Raw genomic sequence first — 14,428 nt, 5'->3', positions numbered from 1 at the left:
GTCGAAAAAAGCCGGGTTCATCCCGGCTTTTTCATGCCTGCGATTCTTCCACCACGCCGCACCGCCCCATGGAAAGAGCGAGCCATTTGGCGGGAGGCGATAGCTCGCTGACGCGCCCTACGCGCGACCATCGCGCGGCGGCAGGTTGCGGAAAGCTGCCAGCGCCCGTTCGCGGCTGGCCTTCAGGTCGACCATCGGCCGTGGATAGTCGACCCCGGCGAACAGCCCCAGGCTGGACGGATCGTGGATCGCCTTGCGCTCCAGGCCGGCCAGTTCCGGCAGCCAGTGGCGGATGAACTCGCCGCGTGGATCGAAGCGTTCGGACTGTGAGAGCGGATTGAACAGGCGGAAGTAGGGGACGGCGTCGGTGCCGGTGGATGCGCTCCACTGCCAGCCGCCGTTGTTCGCCGCCAGGTCGCCGTCGATGAGGTGGCGCATGAACCAGCGTTCGCCTTCGCGCCAGTCGATCAGCAGGTTCTTGCTGAGGAACATCGCTACCACCATCCGCAGGCGATTGTGCATCCAGCCGGTGGCGAGCAACTGGCGCATTGCCGCGTCGATGATCGGTATGCCGGTGCGCCCCTGTTGCCAGGCTTCGAGTTCCGCCGGGGCCTGGCGCCAGCGCAGGGCTTCGGTCTCCTCGCGGAAGGGGCGGTGCCGGGAGACCCGTGGGTAGCCGCCCAGGATGTGCTTGTAGAACTCGCGCCAGAGCAGTTCGTTGATCCAGGTCGCGGCGCCTTGCTGGCCGCCGCTGAACTCGCCGCGGTTGGCAACCAGCGCGGCGTCCAGGCATTGCCTGGGCGAGAGTACGCCGGCAGCCAGGTAGGGCGACAGTTGGCTGGTGCCGGGAAGCGCCGGGAAGTCGCGCCGTTCATGGTAGTCGGCCAGGTGCTGCTCGGCGAAGTCGCGCAGGCGTTCCTGCGCTACCTCTTCGCCTGCCGGCCAGAGGCGGCGCAAGCTATCGGCCGGCCGCGGGAAGGCGGGCACGGCATCCGGCAGCGGGTCGCTGGCCAGCGCGTGCGGTGGCTGGGGCTGCGGACGCGGGCGGACACCCGGCAGGGCCTGGTACAGCCGTTCGTGGCAGACCTTGCGGAACTGGCTGAACACCTGGAAATAGCCGCCAGTTCGGGTCAGTACCGAGCCGGGGGCGAAGAACAGCTGGTCGAGGTGGCTGTGGAAGGCCACGCCCTGTTCGCGCAGGCGTTGGCCGACGGCCTGGTCGCGGCGTTCCTCGTTCACCCCGTATTCCTGGTTGACGTGTACCGCGCCGATTCCCAGCTCCCGGCAGAGCCGGCCGATGACTTCCGGGGCTTGCCGCCAGTGGCCGCAGTCGCGCACCAGCAGCGGGATGTTCAGCGCGGCGAGCTGGCGTTGCAGCTCGCCCAGGTTGCGCAGCCAGAAGTCGACCTTGCAGGGCGCATCGTCGTGTTCCCGCCACTGCGCCGGGCTGAGCAGGTAGAGGGCCGCGCAAGGGCGCCCATCGGCGGCGGCGAGGAGCGCGCTGTTATCGGTGGTTCGCAGGTCGCAGCGAAACCAGATCAGGTTCATCGGAAGTCCGTTCATGGGTTCAACAGGCCTCGTTCGCCGAGCAGGCGGCGGGCTTCCAGGGGCGTGCTCGCCAGCAGCAGGCCGGCTAGCGCCAGGGTTTCGAAGGCTTCGCGCTGGATCTCCACGGCCGGTCCGACCAGCACCACCGGGCAGCTAACCCCTGCCAGCAGGCGCGGCAGGTGCTCCGGGTTGAGGCGATGACTGGCGTACAGCAACACGCCGCGAGCTTCCAGGCGTTCGCAGGCCAGGGCCAGTTCGGCCGGTGGCAGCGGCCAGTCGAAGACCTGCAGCGGCACCTCGCCGCTGCCGAGCAACCAACTGCACAGCCAGAGGTTCGGTTCCAGCGACAGCTCGGACTGGTTGACCAGCAGCAGCGGCGCGCCCTGTTGCAGCCGCTGCTGGTGATAAAGGCGGGCGCCCAGCTTGCTGCGCAACCAGGAGAAGAAGAAGGCCCGCTCCATGCGCGCGCCGAATTGTCCCTGCCAGCGTCGTTCGAGGTGCTGCAGCAAGGGTTGCAGAAGCTTTTCGCAGAGGGTCGCTACCGGATAGAGCGACGCGGCCTGGTTGAACAGGTCGTCGAGGCGTCGCTCGGCCAGCGCGGCGATGGCGTCCAGCAGTTGTTCGTGCAGGCGTTCCCAGGGGGATTCGACATCCGCCGCCGGGGTTTCCTCCGGACGCTCCAGCAGCGCGCGCACCTGGCTGATGGCGACGCCACGCTCGAGCCAGACGAGTATCCGGCGGATGCGCTCGACCTGCTCTTCGCTGTAGAGCCGGTGCCCCTTGCCGGTGCGTTGCGGCACCACCAGGCCATAGCGGCGCTCCCAGGCGCGCAGGGTGACCGGATGGACGCCGGTCAGACGAGTGACTTCGCGGATCGGCAGGCCGCCGCGTTCGAGGTGGGGCGAGTTCATCGGGAAATCCTAGAGCGCGTTGCGCAGGCCGAGTTCGGTCGGGTGTGGTTGCAGGTAGGCCTGCTGGGCGATGTATGCATGCGGGTGGCGACGGAAGTGGTGCTTTAGCAGGGTCAGCGGTACCACCAGCGGCACGCTGCCATGCCGGTATTGCTCGATCAGCTCGCGCAATTCACGCCTGTCTTCGGCTGCGAGGTCGCGTTTCAGGTAGCCGCTCAGGTGCAGCAACACGTTGCCATGGCTGCCGCGGGTCGCGCAGCGGCGCAGGCCCTGCATCAGCTCGCCGAAGTAACGCATGCCGAGGGCTTCCGGCTGGTAGTGGCCGGCTTCGCCGAGCAGGCGGCCGAGACTGCGGTAGTGCTCCGGCGAATGCGCCAGCAACTGGTACTTGTAGCGGCTATGGAAGGCGACGATGGCCGAATGGCTGAGGCCGCGCTGGCACAGGGCCTGCCAGTGGGCATGGGCGAACACGCGGGTGAGGAAGTTCTCCCGCAGGACCGGATCGTGCAGCCGGCCTTCTTCTTCCACCGGTAGCTCCGGCAAGGCTTCGCAAAGGGCTGCGGCGAAGCGTCCACGGCCTTCGGCGCGCGGCGCGCCGCCGCCTTCAGGGTAGACCTTGACCCGTTGCAGCCCGCAGGACGGCGAACGTTGCATGAAGATGAACCCGTCCAGCGTATCCGCCCGTTGCGCCACTCGCCGCGCATATTCGGCGAGCGCTCCGCCGACCGCCAGGCCGTCGTGGCTCCGCGCCTCGGCGGCTTCCGGAGTGCCTTCCAGGCGAATCGCCGGGCGCGGCGTGCCCAGGCCGATGGCCTGTTCCGGGCAGAAGGAGACGAATTCGACGTGTCGCGCCAGTTCCTCGCAAAGCGCGGATCGCTTGTGGCCGCCGTTGAAGCGCACCGGTTCGCCGAGCAGGCAGGCGCTGATGCCGAGTCGGGGCGTCAGGGAAGGGTGGTGAGATTCGTGCATCGGTGTCGTCTCCCGAGGGGAAAGGAGGTTCGCGCGCAGCTCGACAGCCAGGCGGTCATACGACACATCCTAGAACTTATCTTGTACAGGTCAATGTATTTGTATAGGTATTTTCTTGTCACATCGGGCCGCCAGGCGACGGCCCGATCCCCTCAGAGATGTTCCAGCAGGCGCCGCGCGGCTTCCTGGCCGCTGAGCCAGGCGCCTTCGACGCGGCCGCTGGAGCACCAGTCGCCGCAGGCGTAGATGCCCAGGTCGGGATCGCCGAGGGCACCCCATTGGTGAGCCTCCGCCGGGCGTGCATAGAGCCAGCGGTGGGCGATGCTGAAGGCGGCTTCCGGCACGGCGCAGCCGATCACTTCGGCGAAGGCGCAGCGCAGGTGCTCGACCACGTCTTCCTTGGCCATGTCGATGTGTTGCCGGCTCCACTGGCTGGTGGCGTGCAGCACCCAGGTATCGAGGGCGGTGTCGCGCCCCGGCTTGCTGCGATTGCAGGCCAGCCAGGCGATCGGACTGCCGTGCACGAAGCAGCCCTGCACCGGGGTGTCGAGTACCTCGCGGAAGCCTAGCGCCACCGCCCAGGTCGGCTCCATGACCACGCTCGCGGCGGTGGCCGCCAGTTTCGGCACGCTGGCCAGCAGCGGCGTGGCCTGGGGAGCGGGGATGGCGATCAGGACCTGGTTGAACGGACCGTGGTTCTGTCCCTCGGCGTCCTGCAGGTGCCAGTGCTGCTTGCCGCGGAAGACCTCGGTGATGCGGCAGGAGAAGACCACTTGCAGATCGGTGAGCAGGGCGCGGGTGATCGCACTCATTCGCGGGATGCCGACCCAGCGTGGCTGCTCGTCCGGGGAGGGGCTCAGCTGGCCGTCGCGGTATTGGTAGAGAGCGGGTTTCCACTCGTCCACCCAGCCTTCCTCGCGCCAGTGTTGCAAGGCGTCGAGGAAGCGCCGGTCGCGGGCGGTGAAGTATTGCGCGCCGAGGTCCAGCGTGCCGGCCTCGCTGCGCTTGCTGGCCATGCGGCCGCCGCTGCCGTGGCCCTTGTCGAACAGTTGTACGGTCTGGCCGGCGGATCTCAATGCGTGGGCGGCGGAAAGCCCGGCGATGCCAGTACCGATGATGGCGATGGGGACGCTCATGACATGCCTCTCTGGTTGTGTAGCGTCTGGACAGGCGAATCAGGTTTCTTGTACAAGCTTGATTTAATGTACAGTATTGCGCGTGCTTCGAGGCGCACCTTGCATCGCGCCGATGGCGCGCTTGCGGCGCACGGCTCGCTTCCTGGCCTGTCGAACCTTCAGACGTTCCGTTCGGAAGTATCAACCGAGTTATCTGAAGAATAGACGGCTGGCGCCGTTCACTAAGGCACCAGTGCGATGCAAGCCCTGTTCCTTGGCTGAGTCGAAAACGACGCCAGGGTTCCCCGGCCGGAGCCGACGGATCTTCCATCCACAGGATAACGCCGGAATGGGGGGAGGATGCACGGTCATCGGGCAGATCGATGTCCAGGGTCCAGACTGAAAGGGCACGCAGGCAAAACGAGGAGACAGCCATGCACATTCTCTTGACCGGCGGTACCGGCCTGATGGGTCGCCGCCTGTGCGCCCGCTGGCGACAGGCCGGACACCGGCTGACCGTGTTCAGCCGGCGGCCGCAGCAGGTGGAATCGCTGTGCGGCGTCGGCGTGCGCGGCATCGATCGTTTCGACGAGTACGGCGACCAGCCGCTCGACGCGGTGGTCAACCTGGCCGGCGAGCCGATCGCGGACAAACCCTGGAGCCACAAGCGCAAGGCGCTGCTGTGGGAAAGCCGGGTACGCCTTACCGAGCGCCTGGTGGAATGGCTGGACGCTCGTGAGCAGCGCCCGGGCGTTCTGTTATCGGGTTCTGCGGTGGGTTGGTATGGCGACAGCGGCGAGCGCCCGGTGACCGAGGAGGGGGCGGCGGCCGGCGAGGATTTCGCTAGCGAGCTATGCCTAGCCTGGGAGCAGATCGCCCGCGAGGCGGAGAAGCTCGGCACCCGTGTCGTGCTGTTGCGCACCGGCCTGGTGCTGGCCCCCGAGGGCGGCTTCCTCGGGCGCCTGTTGCCGCTCTACCGGCTCGGCCTGGGCGGACCGCTGGGTGACGGCCGGCAATGGATGCCGTGGATTCATATCGAGGATCAAATCGAGCTGATCGATTTTCTTTTGCGGCGGCCCGATGCCAGCGGTCCCTATAATGCGTGCGCTCCCAACCCGGTGCGCAACCGCGATTTCGCCAAGGCCCTGGGCCGGGCGCTGCACAAGCCGGCGCGGATACCGACCCCCGGGTTCGTCCTGCGCCTCGGGCTGGGAGAAATGTCCGGATTGCTGCTCGGCGGCCAGCGAGCCTTGCCGCAACGCTTGCAGGACGCCGGCTACCGTTTTCAATTCACCGACCTGGACGTGGCGCTGGCCGATGTCCTGGACGCCCGACGAAAGGATCAGGCATGACCGAGAATGCCCTGCTGTTGCTCAACCTGGGCTCCCCGGATTCGACCCGGGTGGAGGATGTCCGCCGCTATCTCGACCAGTTCCTCATGGATCCCTACGTGGTCGACCTACCCTGGCCGCTGCGGCGCCTGCTGGTGTCGCTGATCCTGATCAAGCGTCCGGCCGAATCGGCGCACGCCTACAGCTCGATCTGGTGGGACGAAGGGTCGCCACTGATCGTCCTCAGTCGTCGCCTGCAGGAAGCGATGAAGCCGCACTGGCCGCATGGACCGGTGGAACTGGCGATGCGCTACGGCCAGCCGGCCATCGAGAAGGTCCTGCTCGACCTGGCGCGCCGTGGTATCCGGCGGGTCACCCTGGCGCCGCTGTATCCGCAGTTCGCCGACAGCACTACGACCACCGCCGAACAGGAGGTGCGCCGGGTGATCGCCGCCCATCGCCTGGGCCTGGAGGTCAGCACGCTGCCGCCGTTCTACGACCAGCCGGTCTACCTCGATGCCCTGGTGGAAAGCGTGCGTCCGTACCTGCAGCAGCCCCACGACCATCTGTTGCTGAGCTTCCATGGCTTGCCCGAGCGGCACATCCGCAAGCTGGTGAAGGATCCTGCCCACGACCTGCTGGCCGAGAACAGCCGCAACGTCAGCCCCGAAGCCCTCGCCCTCTGCTACCGCAGCCAGTGCCTGCGCACCGCCGAGGCCTTCGCCGAGCGCGCCGGCCTGGAGCAGGGGCGCTGGTCGGTGGCGTTCCAGTCGCGCCTGGGGCGCGCCAAGTGGATCGAGCCCTATACCGACGCCAAGCTCGACGAACTGGTGCAGCGTGGGGTGAAGCGCCTGCTGGTGATGTGCCCGGCGTTCGTCGCCGACTGCATCGAGACTCTGGAGGAAATCGGCATGCGCGGCCGCGAGCAGTTCATCAGCGCCGGCGGCGAGGACCTGGTGCTGATTCCCTGCCTCAACGACCACCCCGCCTGGGTCGGCGCCCTGGCCGACATGAGCGGGCGCTTGGCCAGGCCGCTCTGAGAGCCTGTTCATGATCCGCTGCGCGGCGCGGTATGAAGGCTTCGAAGTGCTCATTTGCCGCTCGTCAGCTCCGCTTCCCCGCCCAGCTCGCGAGATGCTGGACAGGCTCTGAGCGCACGCGGCGGCGAATGACCTGGCGGTCATTCGCCGGAACCCGCTTCCCGCATTCAGCAGTTCTATAGTCCCTTGCCCTGGGTATAAGCCCGGATGTTGCCGGCTTATCCTGCCTGTCGACCCTCCCTTCGCATCCGCCGCTTCGGCGGCGTCCAGGAGTTCGGCATGCATAACAACAATAACGGCTATCCCTCCAACCTTGCGGCCTGGACCACGGTGGCGATCCTCATGGTCGCCTATGTGCTGTCCTTCATCGACCGGCAGATCCTCAACCTGCTGGTCGGCCCGATCCGCCGCGACCTGGCCATCAGCGACACGGAAATGAGCCTGCTGATGGGCTTGTCCTTCGCCCTGTTCTACACCCTTTGCGGTATCCCGCTCGGACGCATGGCCGACAACCGCAGCCGGCGCGGTCTGATCCTGTTCGGCGTGCTGGTGTGGAGCGCGATGACCGCGGCCTGCGGTCTGGCGCGCAGCTATTGGCAATTCCTCACCTTCCGGGTCGGCGTCGGGGTTGGCGAGGCGGCGCTGTCGCCAGCGGCCTATTCGCTGATCGCCGACAGCTTCCCGCGCGAGCGTCGGGCGACGGCGATCAGCGTCTACTCGATGGGCATCTACCTGGGCTCGGGGCTGGCCTTCCTGCTCGGCGGGCTGGTGATCAAGTTCGCCTCGGCCCAGGGCGACGTGCACCTGCCGCTGTTCGGCGAGGTGCGCCCGTGGCAACTGATCTTCCTCATCCTCGGCGCCGCCGGCGTGCTCTTCTGCCTGTTGCTGCTGGCGATCCGCGAGCCGGCCCGGCGCGGAGTCGGCGCAGGCGTGGCGGTGCCGCTGGGCGAGGTCGGCGCCTACCTGCGGGCCAACCGCAAGACCGTGCTCTGCCACAACTTCGGTTTCGCCTGCCTGTCCTTCGCCGGCTACGGCAGCGGCGCCTGGGTGCCGACCTTCTTCGTCCGCACCCACGGCTGGGACGCCGGTCATGTCGGGGTGGTCTACGGCAGCATCGTCGCGGTGTTCGGCTGTCTCGGCATCGTCTTCGGCGGGCGCCTGGCCGACTACTGGGCGAAGCGCGGGCGCAGCGACGCGAACATGCGCGTCGGGCTGCTCGCCGCCTGGGCGGTGATTCCCTTCACCCTGGTCTATCCGCTGCTGGACAACGCCAATTGGGCGGCGGCGCTGATGGCGCCGACGGTGTTCTTCCTGAGCATGCCGTTCGGCGTGGCCCCGGCGGCGATCCAGGAGATCATGCCCAACTCGATGCGCGGCCAGGCCTCGGCGATCTACTTGTTCGTGGTCACCCTGTTCGGTCTCGGCGTGGGCCCGACGGCGGTGGCGCTGGTCACCGATTTCGTCTTCGCCGACGACATGGCGCTGCGCTACTCGCTGCTGCTGGTGACCCTGGCCGCGGTGCTCGGCGCGGTGGTCCTGCTGGGGATCGGCCTCAAGCCCTATCGCGCCAGCCTGGAGCACCTGAAGGACTGGAGCCTGCGACGGGAAGGCGAGGGCGGCGAGGATTGGAAGGCGTCCCGGCAGCCGGCCTGACTCAGTAGGTGAGGATGACCCGCACGGTATCGCTGTAGGTACCGGCGGGGACGTTGCCCTGTGCCGGGTTGACGATGGCCCGGTACAGCACGTTCTGCGCTGCGCCGCTACCGGTGCCTGCCTGGGTGTTGCTGGTGGTCCAGACCGTCGAGTCGCCCGGTTTGTAGAGGTTGTACTGGATCGCGTTGGCGCCGCTGAGCATTCGCCGCCAGCCGCCGCTGAAGTTGTTGCCGTTGTCGAAGCCGATGGTATAGGTGGCGTTCAGGGTGCAGCGCACGCCAATGTTCTGGTTCACCGCGGTGAAGGCCGAGACCAGCGCGGCGCTGCCGAAGCTGAGGTCCGGAGCGCTGTCGATGAAGCAGTCCTTGAGCACCGTCAGGGTAACGTTGACGCTGCTGCTGGCGGTGCCGTCGTCGTATACGCAGACTGGGCCGATGCCCGCCGCGCACAGGTGCCAGGCCCAGTTCAGGCCGATGGTATCGGTATAGGTGCCGGCCGGCAGGGTCACCCCGGTGGCGGTGCGCAGGTACAGCGGCAGGCTGCCGTCGGTGGCGTTGAACAGGCCGAGGATGCCGAGGAAGGTGGTGCTGCTCCAGCGTACCGTCGAGCCGACGTTGTAGACGGTGCCGCAACCGTTGTCCTTGCAGATGCTGTAGGGCAGGTAGGTGCCGCTGGCGGCATTGTACAGACGCGGCGTGGTGCCCAGCGGATTGGCGGTGCTGGCGATGGTCGCGTCGATGGTGTTGGTGCTGAGGATCGACAACAGGCTGCCGGTGCACTTGAAGCCGGTGGTGCCGGTGATGGTCTGTGCGGTGCTGACCACGGTGAACGAGCTCAGGCTGCCGAAATTGCCGGTGCCGGAGCTGGTGGTGCAGGCGGCGAGCAGCAACGGGCTGGTGCAGAGCGTAGCGAAGCCGAGCAGGCAGGCGGACGTGGAGTGGCGGCTCATGGCGTATCTCCGATGGGGGCCGAGCAGGTCAGCGGGCCGACCTGGCTGACGGTGGGTTTGCGCGTGTCCAGGCGGAAGCGTGCCTGGCAGGCCCGGCCGTCGGGGCGGACCACGCGTAGCTGGTTGTCGCTTTGCAATCCTTCGAAATAGACCTGGCCGTCCCAGCCGACGCTGGCGCGCTGGCCGCTGCCGGTTTCTTCGGCCTGGCTGCCCAGCGGCAGCGGTTCGCCGCGCTCGTCCACCAGGCTGATGCTGGCGGCGACCACGGCACGGATCGGGAAATCCAGCAGCAGGCCGCTGCCCTGGCGTACCGCCACGCGCTGCTCGACTTCGGGCGCGCTGACGTTGGCCGGAAGGTCCAGCGGCTCGATCTGGAACTTCGCCGGGTAGTAGGCCGCGACCCAGGGCACCAGCAGGTGGCCGTTGTCGTCGGTGCTGCCCATCAGTTGGTTCTCGTAGCGGATCGGCACCTGTGGATAACCCTTGGTGTTGACCAGGACGAAGGCGTCGTTGATCCGGTTGCTGGCGAACACGGCGTTGTCCATCCATACCAGCGAGCCGCTGAGATCGGCCCAGCGCGTGTAGTTGCCGGTCTCGCCATAGAGGCCGCCCTGCAGTTGCACGTTCTGCATGCGCCAGGTCAGGTCGGCCTGCTGGTAGCGGCTGGCGCCGCCGCCATAGCCGAGGTTCCAGCCGAGGCCGCCCTGGCTCGGCGTGGAGCGGCTCCAGATCACCCGCTCGCTGTAGCGCCGGTCGCTGTCGCGGGTGACGCCGATGTTCAGCAGGCCGTTGATGTCGAAGGGAATCACCAGTTGCATCAGCGCGCTGTAGCCGTCGCCGTCGAGATCTTTGTTCAGCGCCAGGTAGAAGCTGCTACGGCTGCCGATCGGGCGGCTGTAGGAGAGGTTGGCCAGGCGCGTGCGGCTGCCGTCGCGGGCGCGGATGTCGAAGTAGCCAGCACCGATGGTGCCCTGCTCGTCGAAGGTCAGGCTGGCGGTAGCCTGGTCGGTGCGCCGGCTCAACTGGTACTCGCCGTCCAGGGTGCCGAGGTCGCCATAGCCGGCGCTGCGCTCGATGTGTTGCAGGCTGAGGCCGAGCCGTCGCGAATAGTAGGAGTAGCCGAGCAGGTATTGCTGGCCGCTGTCGCCCTGGCCGTCGCTGCCGCTGGCCGCCAGGCTGAGGGTGCCGAAGGTGGCCACGGCGATGTCGCCGCCGATGCCGAGCAGGCGCAGGTCGCTGGCGGCCTCGGCGTGGGTGGAGAGGGTCAGGCGGTCGCTGACGCCGTAGCGGTAGATGCCGCTGGCGGCGTTGTCGGCATAGGAAAAGTTGCGCAGGCCGTAGTCGTCGCGCAGGCGCCCGACGGACAGGTCGAAATCGCTCAGGCCGCGCGCCAGCAGGGTGTTGGATACGTAGAACGGCAGGCTGGTCACCACTTGTCGGCCCTGGGCGTCGGTGGTCACCACCGTGGCTTCGCCGGCTCCGTTGATATACGGCACGTTGCTGATGGCGAAGGGACCGGGCTGCAGGTCGGCGCTGCTGGCCTTGTAGCCGTTGATGAACAGGTCGACGGTGCTGGGTACGGCGGCCTGGCCGTCGAAGCGCAGCAGCGGATAGGTGACCAGGTCCGGACGTACGCCGAAGTTGCGGGCGAAGCGAAAGCCGCCCATGCGTACCGGGGTGGTCCAGTTCAGCGCGCCGTTGACGTAGTCGCCCAGTTGGTAGCTGTGCATGTTGCGTTCGTCGTTGTACAGCCAGTAGGTGTCGTAGCGCAGGTAGCGGCTGTCGAGGTTGTCGGCGTCGCCGAAATAGCGGGTGTAGACGCCGGTGTTGGAGATCACCCCGAAGCCGTCGAACAGACGTTGCTCGAGCAGCGCGGAAAGCCAGGGCGTGGCGCCGTCGGCGGGGTCCGAGTAGTACAGGTCGTAGTTGAACAGCGCGCCGAGGCTGCTGCGCGCCGGGGCGCGGGCGACCAGTCCGGGATCGTCGAAGCGCTGCTCCGGCAGCCAGTCCGGCGGCACTTGCAGGTGCAGTTGCTGGCTGGCGCTGTCATAGTCCGCCCGGACCTCGGGCAGGGCGTCCACCGCGACCTGTCCGGCGGGGTTGCCAGGCAGGCGCACGCCGGCTTCGCGCAGGGCCGCGGCGTCGAGCAGGTAATGGCCATCGGCGGCGTTGACCGGCACCACCTGGCCGCTGTCGCGGCCGTTGATCACCAGTTCCAGGTAGTAGAGGACGTTGCCGCCGCCGGACGGAGCGGGTTGCGGCGGCGGCAGTCCGGCCAGGTAGTCCGCCGCATGGACAGGGGAGAGCAGCGCCAGGCCGATCAGTAGCGAGCGGTGGTGGCGAGAGCGCCGCTGACACGGGCGAGGCACGGGACCGACGTCCGCCTCAGTACCCGGGAACGCTGATCGGCGCGTCGTTGTCCGCCAGTTGCAGTTTCAGGGTCATGCCGGCGTCCGGCAGCAGCCCCGGCGGCAGCGGCCAGCGCATCTGCCGGCCGGGCAGCACGTAGCCGAGCAGGCCGTCCAGCAGCGCCAGGCTGCGGCCGTTGCCCTCCCAGCGGACATGGCTGAGGCGGGCGTGCACGCTACCCTCGTTGCGCACCTGCAGGTAACGCTTGCCCTGTTCCTCGACCAGCCGCCAGGCCAGCTTCGGCCGGGTCGCGTCGGCCGGGTCGCGCTCGACATCGCTGCGCGGCTGGGTCCAGACGCCGTCGGCGCTGACGAACAGCGGCACCGAATAGCGCATCTGGAACTGCAGGGCGAGACCGGGGCTTCGTTGCGTCTGCCCCGCGCTGCCGTCGGGCACTTCGTCGATCAGCACCCGGTAGGCGTCCTCCGGCGTGCTGGGCTGGCCGCCCTGGCGGATCAGCCGGACCAGTTGCCGGCGGCCCGGCTCGACCTTGACGAAGGGCGGGCTGGGAATCACTGCCTGCTGGTTGCGATAGACGTCCTGGAAATCCGCCTGGGACCAGCCGAGCACGCGCACCTGCAGGACCACCGGTTGCTTGCCGCGATTCTCCAGCCACAGCGCCGTGGCTGGTTGGTCGGCTTCGATGGCCGGGTTGATCGGCCAGATCAGCACCGCACTGGCGGCCTGTGCCGGGCCGCCCAGGAACAGCGCCAGCAGCGCCGCAAGCCAGCGGCCGGGGCGGAGAGGTAGGTGTGGACTGGGCATGTGATCCTCCATGACGGCTCAGAACGAAAGGGTGACGGTGACGGTATCGCGGTAGTTGCCGGCGGACGGCAGGCTGCCGACCGCGAACAGGCGCGCGTATACCGTGTAGGTCTGGGTGCTGGCGGGAAAGTTGGCGATGGTCCGCGCGAGTGCCCCGTTGCCCCAGACCTGGGAGTAGGCGGCATCCTGGTAGAGCTGGTAGGCGAGGGTCTCGTTACCGCTCACCCGCTTCAGGTAGCGCTGGCTGCTGCTGCCGCCATTGACCCCGTAGTCGAGGGCGACGGAGACGGTCATTCCCGGAGTGCAGGTCAGGATGATGGAGCCGGCCCCGGAGCTGCTGGCGACGTTAACCGGACTGGCCAGGTTGCCGAGGGTGCCGAAGCTCAGGGTGCCGAGGTCATAGGCGTTGTCGCTGATGGCGGTGCCGAAGGCGCAGCCGTTGGCGACCACCGCCTCGACCTGGAAGGCGCGGCTGATCGGCGATGGATCGGCATGCGCGACCAGGCTCGGCAGCGGGAGCAGGAGAAGCGACAGGAGTAGATGCCGGCTGGACATCGGCATCACCAGCTGATGGTCACGTTGACGGTGTCGCGGTAGGTCCCGGCGACCGGCGTGGTCTGTGCCGGCACCAGGCCGTAGATGGGGTACCACTGGTCGTTGCCGTTGCCGGTGGCGGCAACGCCGGTGGTGTTGTCCCAGACGATGCCGCCGGGGCGGTCGCTGTACAGGTTGTAGGTCAGGGTGAGGGCGGTGTTGGCGATGTTCGCCATGCGCCGCGTGGCGACGCTGCCGTAGAGCCCGCCGTCGAGCGTGATCGCATAGGTCTGGCCGCTGACGCACTTGACCCGGATGGAGCCTGCGCCTTGCTGGCTGGTGGCGCTGATGGCGTTGTTCAGGGAGGCGTACTGGCCGAAGTCGAGGGTGCCGAAGGTGATCGCGCCGCCGCTGCCGACGCTACCTGCCTCGCAGGCCGGGAGCAGCGTGGCGCTCAGGACGATGGTGGCGGTCTGCGCGTTTGCCGGGTTGCAGCCGAGCAGGCAGAGCAGTCCTCCGGTGAAGTAGCGGTTCAGGCTCATCGGTCCCCCCAGGACCATGCTGCCCGGCGCCGCGCCTGGCGGCGCGTCTTACCAGGCGATGGTGACCAGCAGGGTGTCGGTGTAGGTCCCCGCCGTCGGCGTGGGTGTGCTTTGTCCGGTGGGCACCACGCGGCCATAGAGGGGGATGTTGACCGCGGTGCCGGTGGAGACCGAGGAGATGTCCACCGGTGTGTTGGCCTGGATCAGCGCGCTGCGCGCGGCGTCCGAATAGATGTTGTAGGCGATGGTGCTGGTGGTGGTGGTGGTGTTCTGCATGTAGCGCTGGCCGCCGCTGGCGTGCAGGCCTGCGTTCACTGTCAGGCTCGGGGTCAGGCCGGTGCTGCACTGGATCTGGATATTGCCGCTGGTGCCGACGGTCTGCGCGTCGACCACGTTGGTGAGGTCGGAATGGCTGCCGAAGTCCAGGGTTCCCCACTGGTTGATACCGCCGCTGACGCTGCCGTTGATGATGGTGCAGCCGGCACCGATGACCATCTGCACGCCGACCTGGCCGATCAGCGTACCGGCGGCCTGGGCGGTGCCCAGCAGGCTGGCGCAGGCACAGAACAACAAGACTGCCGGAGTGCGTTTATTCATCTCTAACTTCCTGTCGATAATGAATGTCGGTGGCGCAGAAGGACGTTGGCGGATAAATAAAGTTC

Annotated in this window: 13 protein-coding genes; 3 read left to right on the top strand and 10 right to left on the bottom strand. The window is 67.7% G+C overall.

Features of this window, described 5'->3' with window-relative positions; translation table 11 throughout:
* Positions 1 to 117: 117 nt before the first annotated feature.
* From phrB to VQ067_RS25560, 4 genes are all read right to left on the bottom strand, one after another.
* Positions 118 to 1,563, bottom strand: a complete 1,446-nt coding sequence (gene phrB / locus VQ067_RS25575) for a deoxyribodipyrimidine photo-lyase (protein ID WP_031686600.1) — start codon at positions 1,561 to 1,563, stop codon at positions 118 to 120.
* Entirely contained in the window at positions 1,560 to 2,459 is a 900-nt protein-coding gene (locus VQ067_RS25570; RefSeq protein WP_003141623.1) for a MerR family transcriptional regulator, read from the bottom strand. The genes phrB and VQ067_RS25570 overlap by 4 nt, the downstream gene beginning before the upstream one ends.
* A 9-nt stretch (positions 2,460 to 2,468) precedes the next feature.
* Positions 2,469 to 3,428, bottom strand: a complete 960-nt coding sequence (locus tag VQ067_RS25565) for a DUF523 and DUF1722 domain-containing protein (protein ID WP_031686599.1) — start codon at positions 3,426 to 3,428, stop codon at positions 2,469 to 2,471.
* 152 nt (positions 3,429 to 3,580) lie between these two features.
* Positions 3,581 to 4,564, bottom strand: a complete 984-nt coding sequence (locus VQ067_RS25560) for an NAD(P)/FAD-dependent oxidoreductase (RefSeq protein WP_003094987.1) — start codon at positions 4,562 to 4,564, stop codon at positions 3,581 to 3,583.
* Between the two features lie 413 nt (positions 4,565 to 4,977).
* On the opposite strand from VQ067_RS25560, the gene VQ067_RS25555 reads away from it, so the two are divergent.
* The 3 genes from VQ067_RS25555 (at position 4,978) to VQ067_RS25545 (ending at position 8,567) form a co-directional block, all read left to right on the top strand.
* Positions 4,978 to 5,895: a TIGR01777 family oxidoreductase gene (locus tag VQ067_RS25555; protein ID WP_031686598.1), complete on the top strand. Its 918-nt coding sequence runs from the start codon at positions 4,978 to 4,980 to the stop codon at positions 5,893 to 5,895.
* Entirely contained in the window at positions 5,892 to 6,914 is a 1,023-nt protein-coding gene (gene hemH / locus VQ067_RS25550; RefSeq protein ID WP_021264089.1) for a ferrochelatase, read from the top strand. Before VQ067_RS25555 ends, hemH begins: the two co-directional genes overlap by 4 nt.
* A 279-nt stretch (positions 6,915 to 7,193) precedes the next feature.
* Positions 7,194 to 8,567 (top strand): spinster family MFS transporter, encoded by a 1,374-nt coding sequence (locus VQ067_RS25545; RefSeq protein ID WP_003099328.1) that lies wholly within the window; start codon positions 7,194 to 7,196, stop codon positions 8,565 to 8,567.
* Position 8,568: 1 nt separating this feature from the next.
* Here the strand turns inward: VQ067_RS25545 and VQ067_RS25540 are convergent, their stop codons facing one another.
* From VQ067_RS25540 to VQ067_RS25515, 6 genes are read right to left on the bottom strand one after another with little or no spacing between them, the layout of a single operon-like run.
* The gene (locus VQ067_RS25540) at positions 8,569 to 9,516 is read right to left on the bottom strand and encodes a Csu type fimbrial protein (protein WP_033991159.1); all 948 of its coding nucleotides are present in this window, start codon (positions 9,514 to 9,516) and stop codon (positions 8,569 to 8,571) included.
* Positions 9,513 to 11,885, bottom strand: a complete 2,373-nt coding sequence (locus VQ067_RS25535) for a fimbria/pilus outer membrane usher protein (protein WP_033991158.1) — start codon at positions 11,883 to 11,885, stop codon at positions 9,513 to 9,515. Before VQ067_RS25535 ends, VQ067_RS25540 begins: the two co-directional genes overlap by 4 nt.
* 16 nt (positions 11,886 to 11,901) lie before the next feature.
* Entirely contained in the window at positions 11,902 to 12,690 is a 789-nt protein-coding gene (locus VQ067_RS25530; RefSeq protein WP_031686594.1) for a fimbrial biogenesis chaperone, read from the bottom strand.
* Positions 12,691 to 12,708: 18 nt separating this feature from the next.
* A complete protein-coding gene (locus VQ067_RS25525) occupies positions 12,709 to 13,251 on the bottom strand; it encodes a Csu type fimbrial protein (protein WP_031686593.1) in 543 nt (180 codons plus the stop codon).
* Entirely contained in the window at positions 13,251 to 13,784 is a 534-nt protein-coding gene (locus VQ067_RS25520; RefSeq protein ID WP_003135089.1) for a Csu type fimbrial protein, read from the bottom strand. The genes VQ067_RS25525 and VQ067_RS25520 overlap by 1 nt, the downstream gene beginning before the upstream one ends.
* A gap of 30 nt (positions 13,785 to 13,814) precedes the next feature.
* Entirely contained in the window at positions 13,815 to 14,363 is a 549-nt protein-coding gene (locus VQ067_RS25515) for a Csu type fimbrial protein (protein ID WP_003135087.1), read from the bottom strand.
* Positions 14,364 to 14,428 lie beyond the last annotated feature (65 nt).

This window comes from Pseudomonas sp. KBN12P06040 (genome assembly GCF_037574965.1).
In the GTDB taxonomy this organism is placed as follows: domain Bacteria; phylum Pseudomonadota; class Gammaproteobacteria; order Pseudomonadales; family Pseudomonadaceae; genus Pseudomonas; species Pseudomonas aeruginosa.
This window is presented reverse-complemented; position numbering and strand designations above follow the sequence as displayed.

Excerpts from the sequence above, each read along its gene's own strand:
- VQ067_RS25565 (WP_031686599.1), bottom strand. The coding sequence starts at position 3,428 with ATGCACGAATCTCACCACCCTTCCCTGACGCCCCGACTCGGCATCAGC.
- VQ067_RS25520 (WP_003135089.1), bottom strand. The coding sequence starts at position 13,784 with ATGGTCCTGGGGGGACCGATGAGCCTGAACCGCTACTTCACCGGAGGA.
- VQ067_RS25560 (WP_003094987.1), bottom strand. The coding sequence starts at position 4,564 with ATGAGCGTCCCCATCGCCATCATCGGTACTGGCATCGCCGGGCTTTCC.
- hemH (WP_021264089.1), top strand. The coding sequence starts at position 5,892 with ATGACCGAGAATGCCCTGCTGTTGCTCAACCTGGGCTCCCCGGATTCG.
- VQ067_RS25525 (WP_031686593.1), bottom strand. The coding sequence starts at position 13,251 with ATGCCGATGTCCAGCCGGCATCTACTCCTGTCGCTTCTCCTGCTCCCG.
- VQ067_RS25545 (WP_003099328.1), top strand. The coding sequence starts at position 7,194 with ATGCATAACAACAATAACGGCTATCCCTCCAACCTTGCGGCCTGGACC.
- VQ067_RS25515 (WP_003135087.1), bottom strand. The coding sequence starts at position 14,363 with ATGAATAAACGCACTCCGGCAGTCTTGTTGTTCTGTGCCTGCGCCAGC.
- VQ067_RS25555 (WP_031686598.1), top strand. The coding sequence starts at position 4,978 with ATGCACATTCTCTTGACCGGCGGTACCGGCCTGATGGGTCGCCGCCTG.
- phrB (WP_031686600.1), bottom strand. The coding sequence starts at position 1,563 with ATGAACGGACTTCCGATGAACCTGATCTGGTTTCGCTGCGACCTGCGA.
- VQ067_RS25570 (WP_003141623.1), bottom strand. The coding sequence starts at position 2,459 with ATGAACTCGCCCCACCTCGAACGCGGCGGCCTGCCGATCCGCGAAGTC.
- VQ067_RS25530 (WP_031686594.1), bottom strand. The coding sequence starts at position 12,690 with ATGCCCAGTCCACACCTACCTCTCCGCCCCGGCCGCTGGCTTGCGGCG.
- VQ067_RS25540 (WP_033991159.1), bottom strand. The coding sequence starts at position 9,516 with ATGAGCCGCCACTCCACGTCCGCCTGCCTGCTCGGCTTCGCTACGCTC.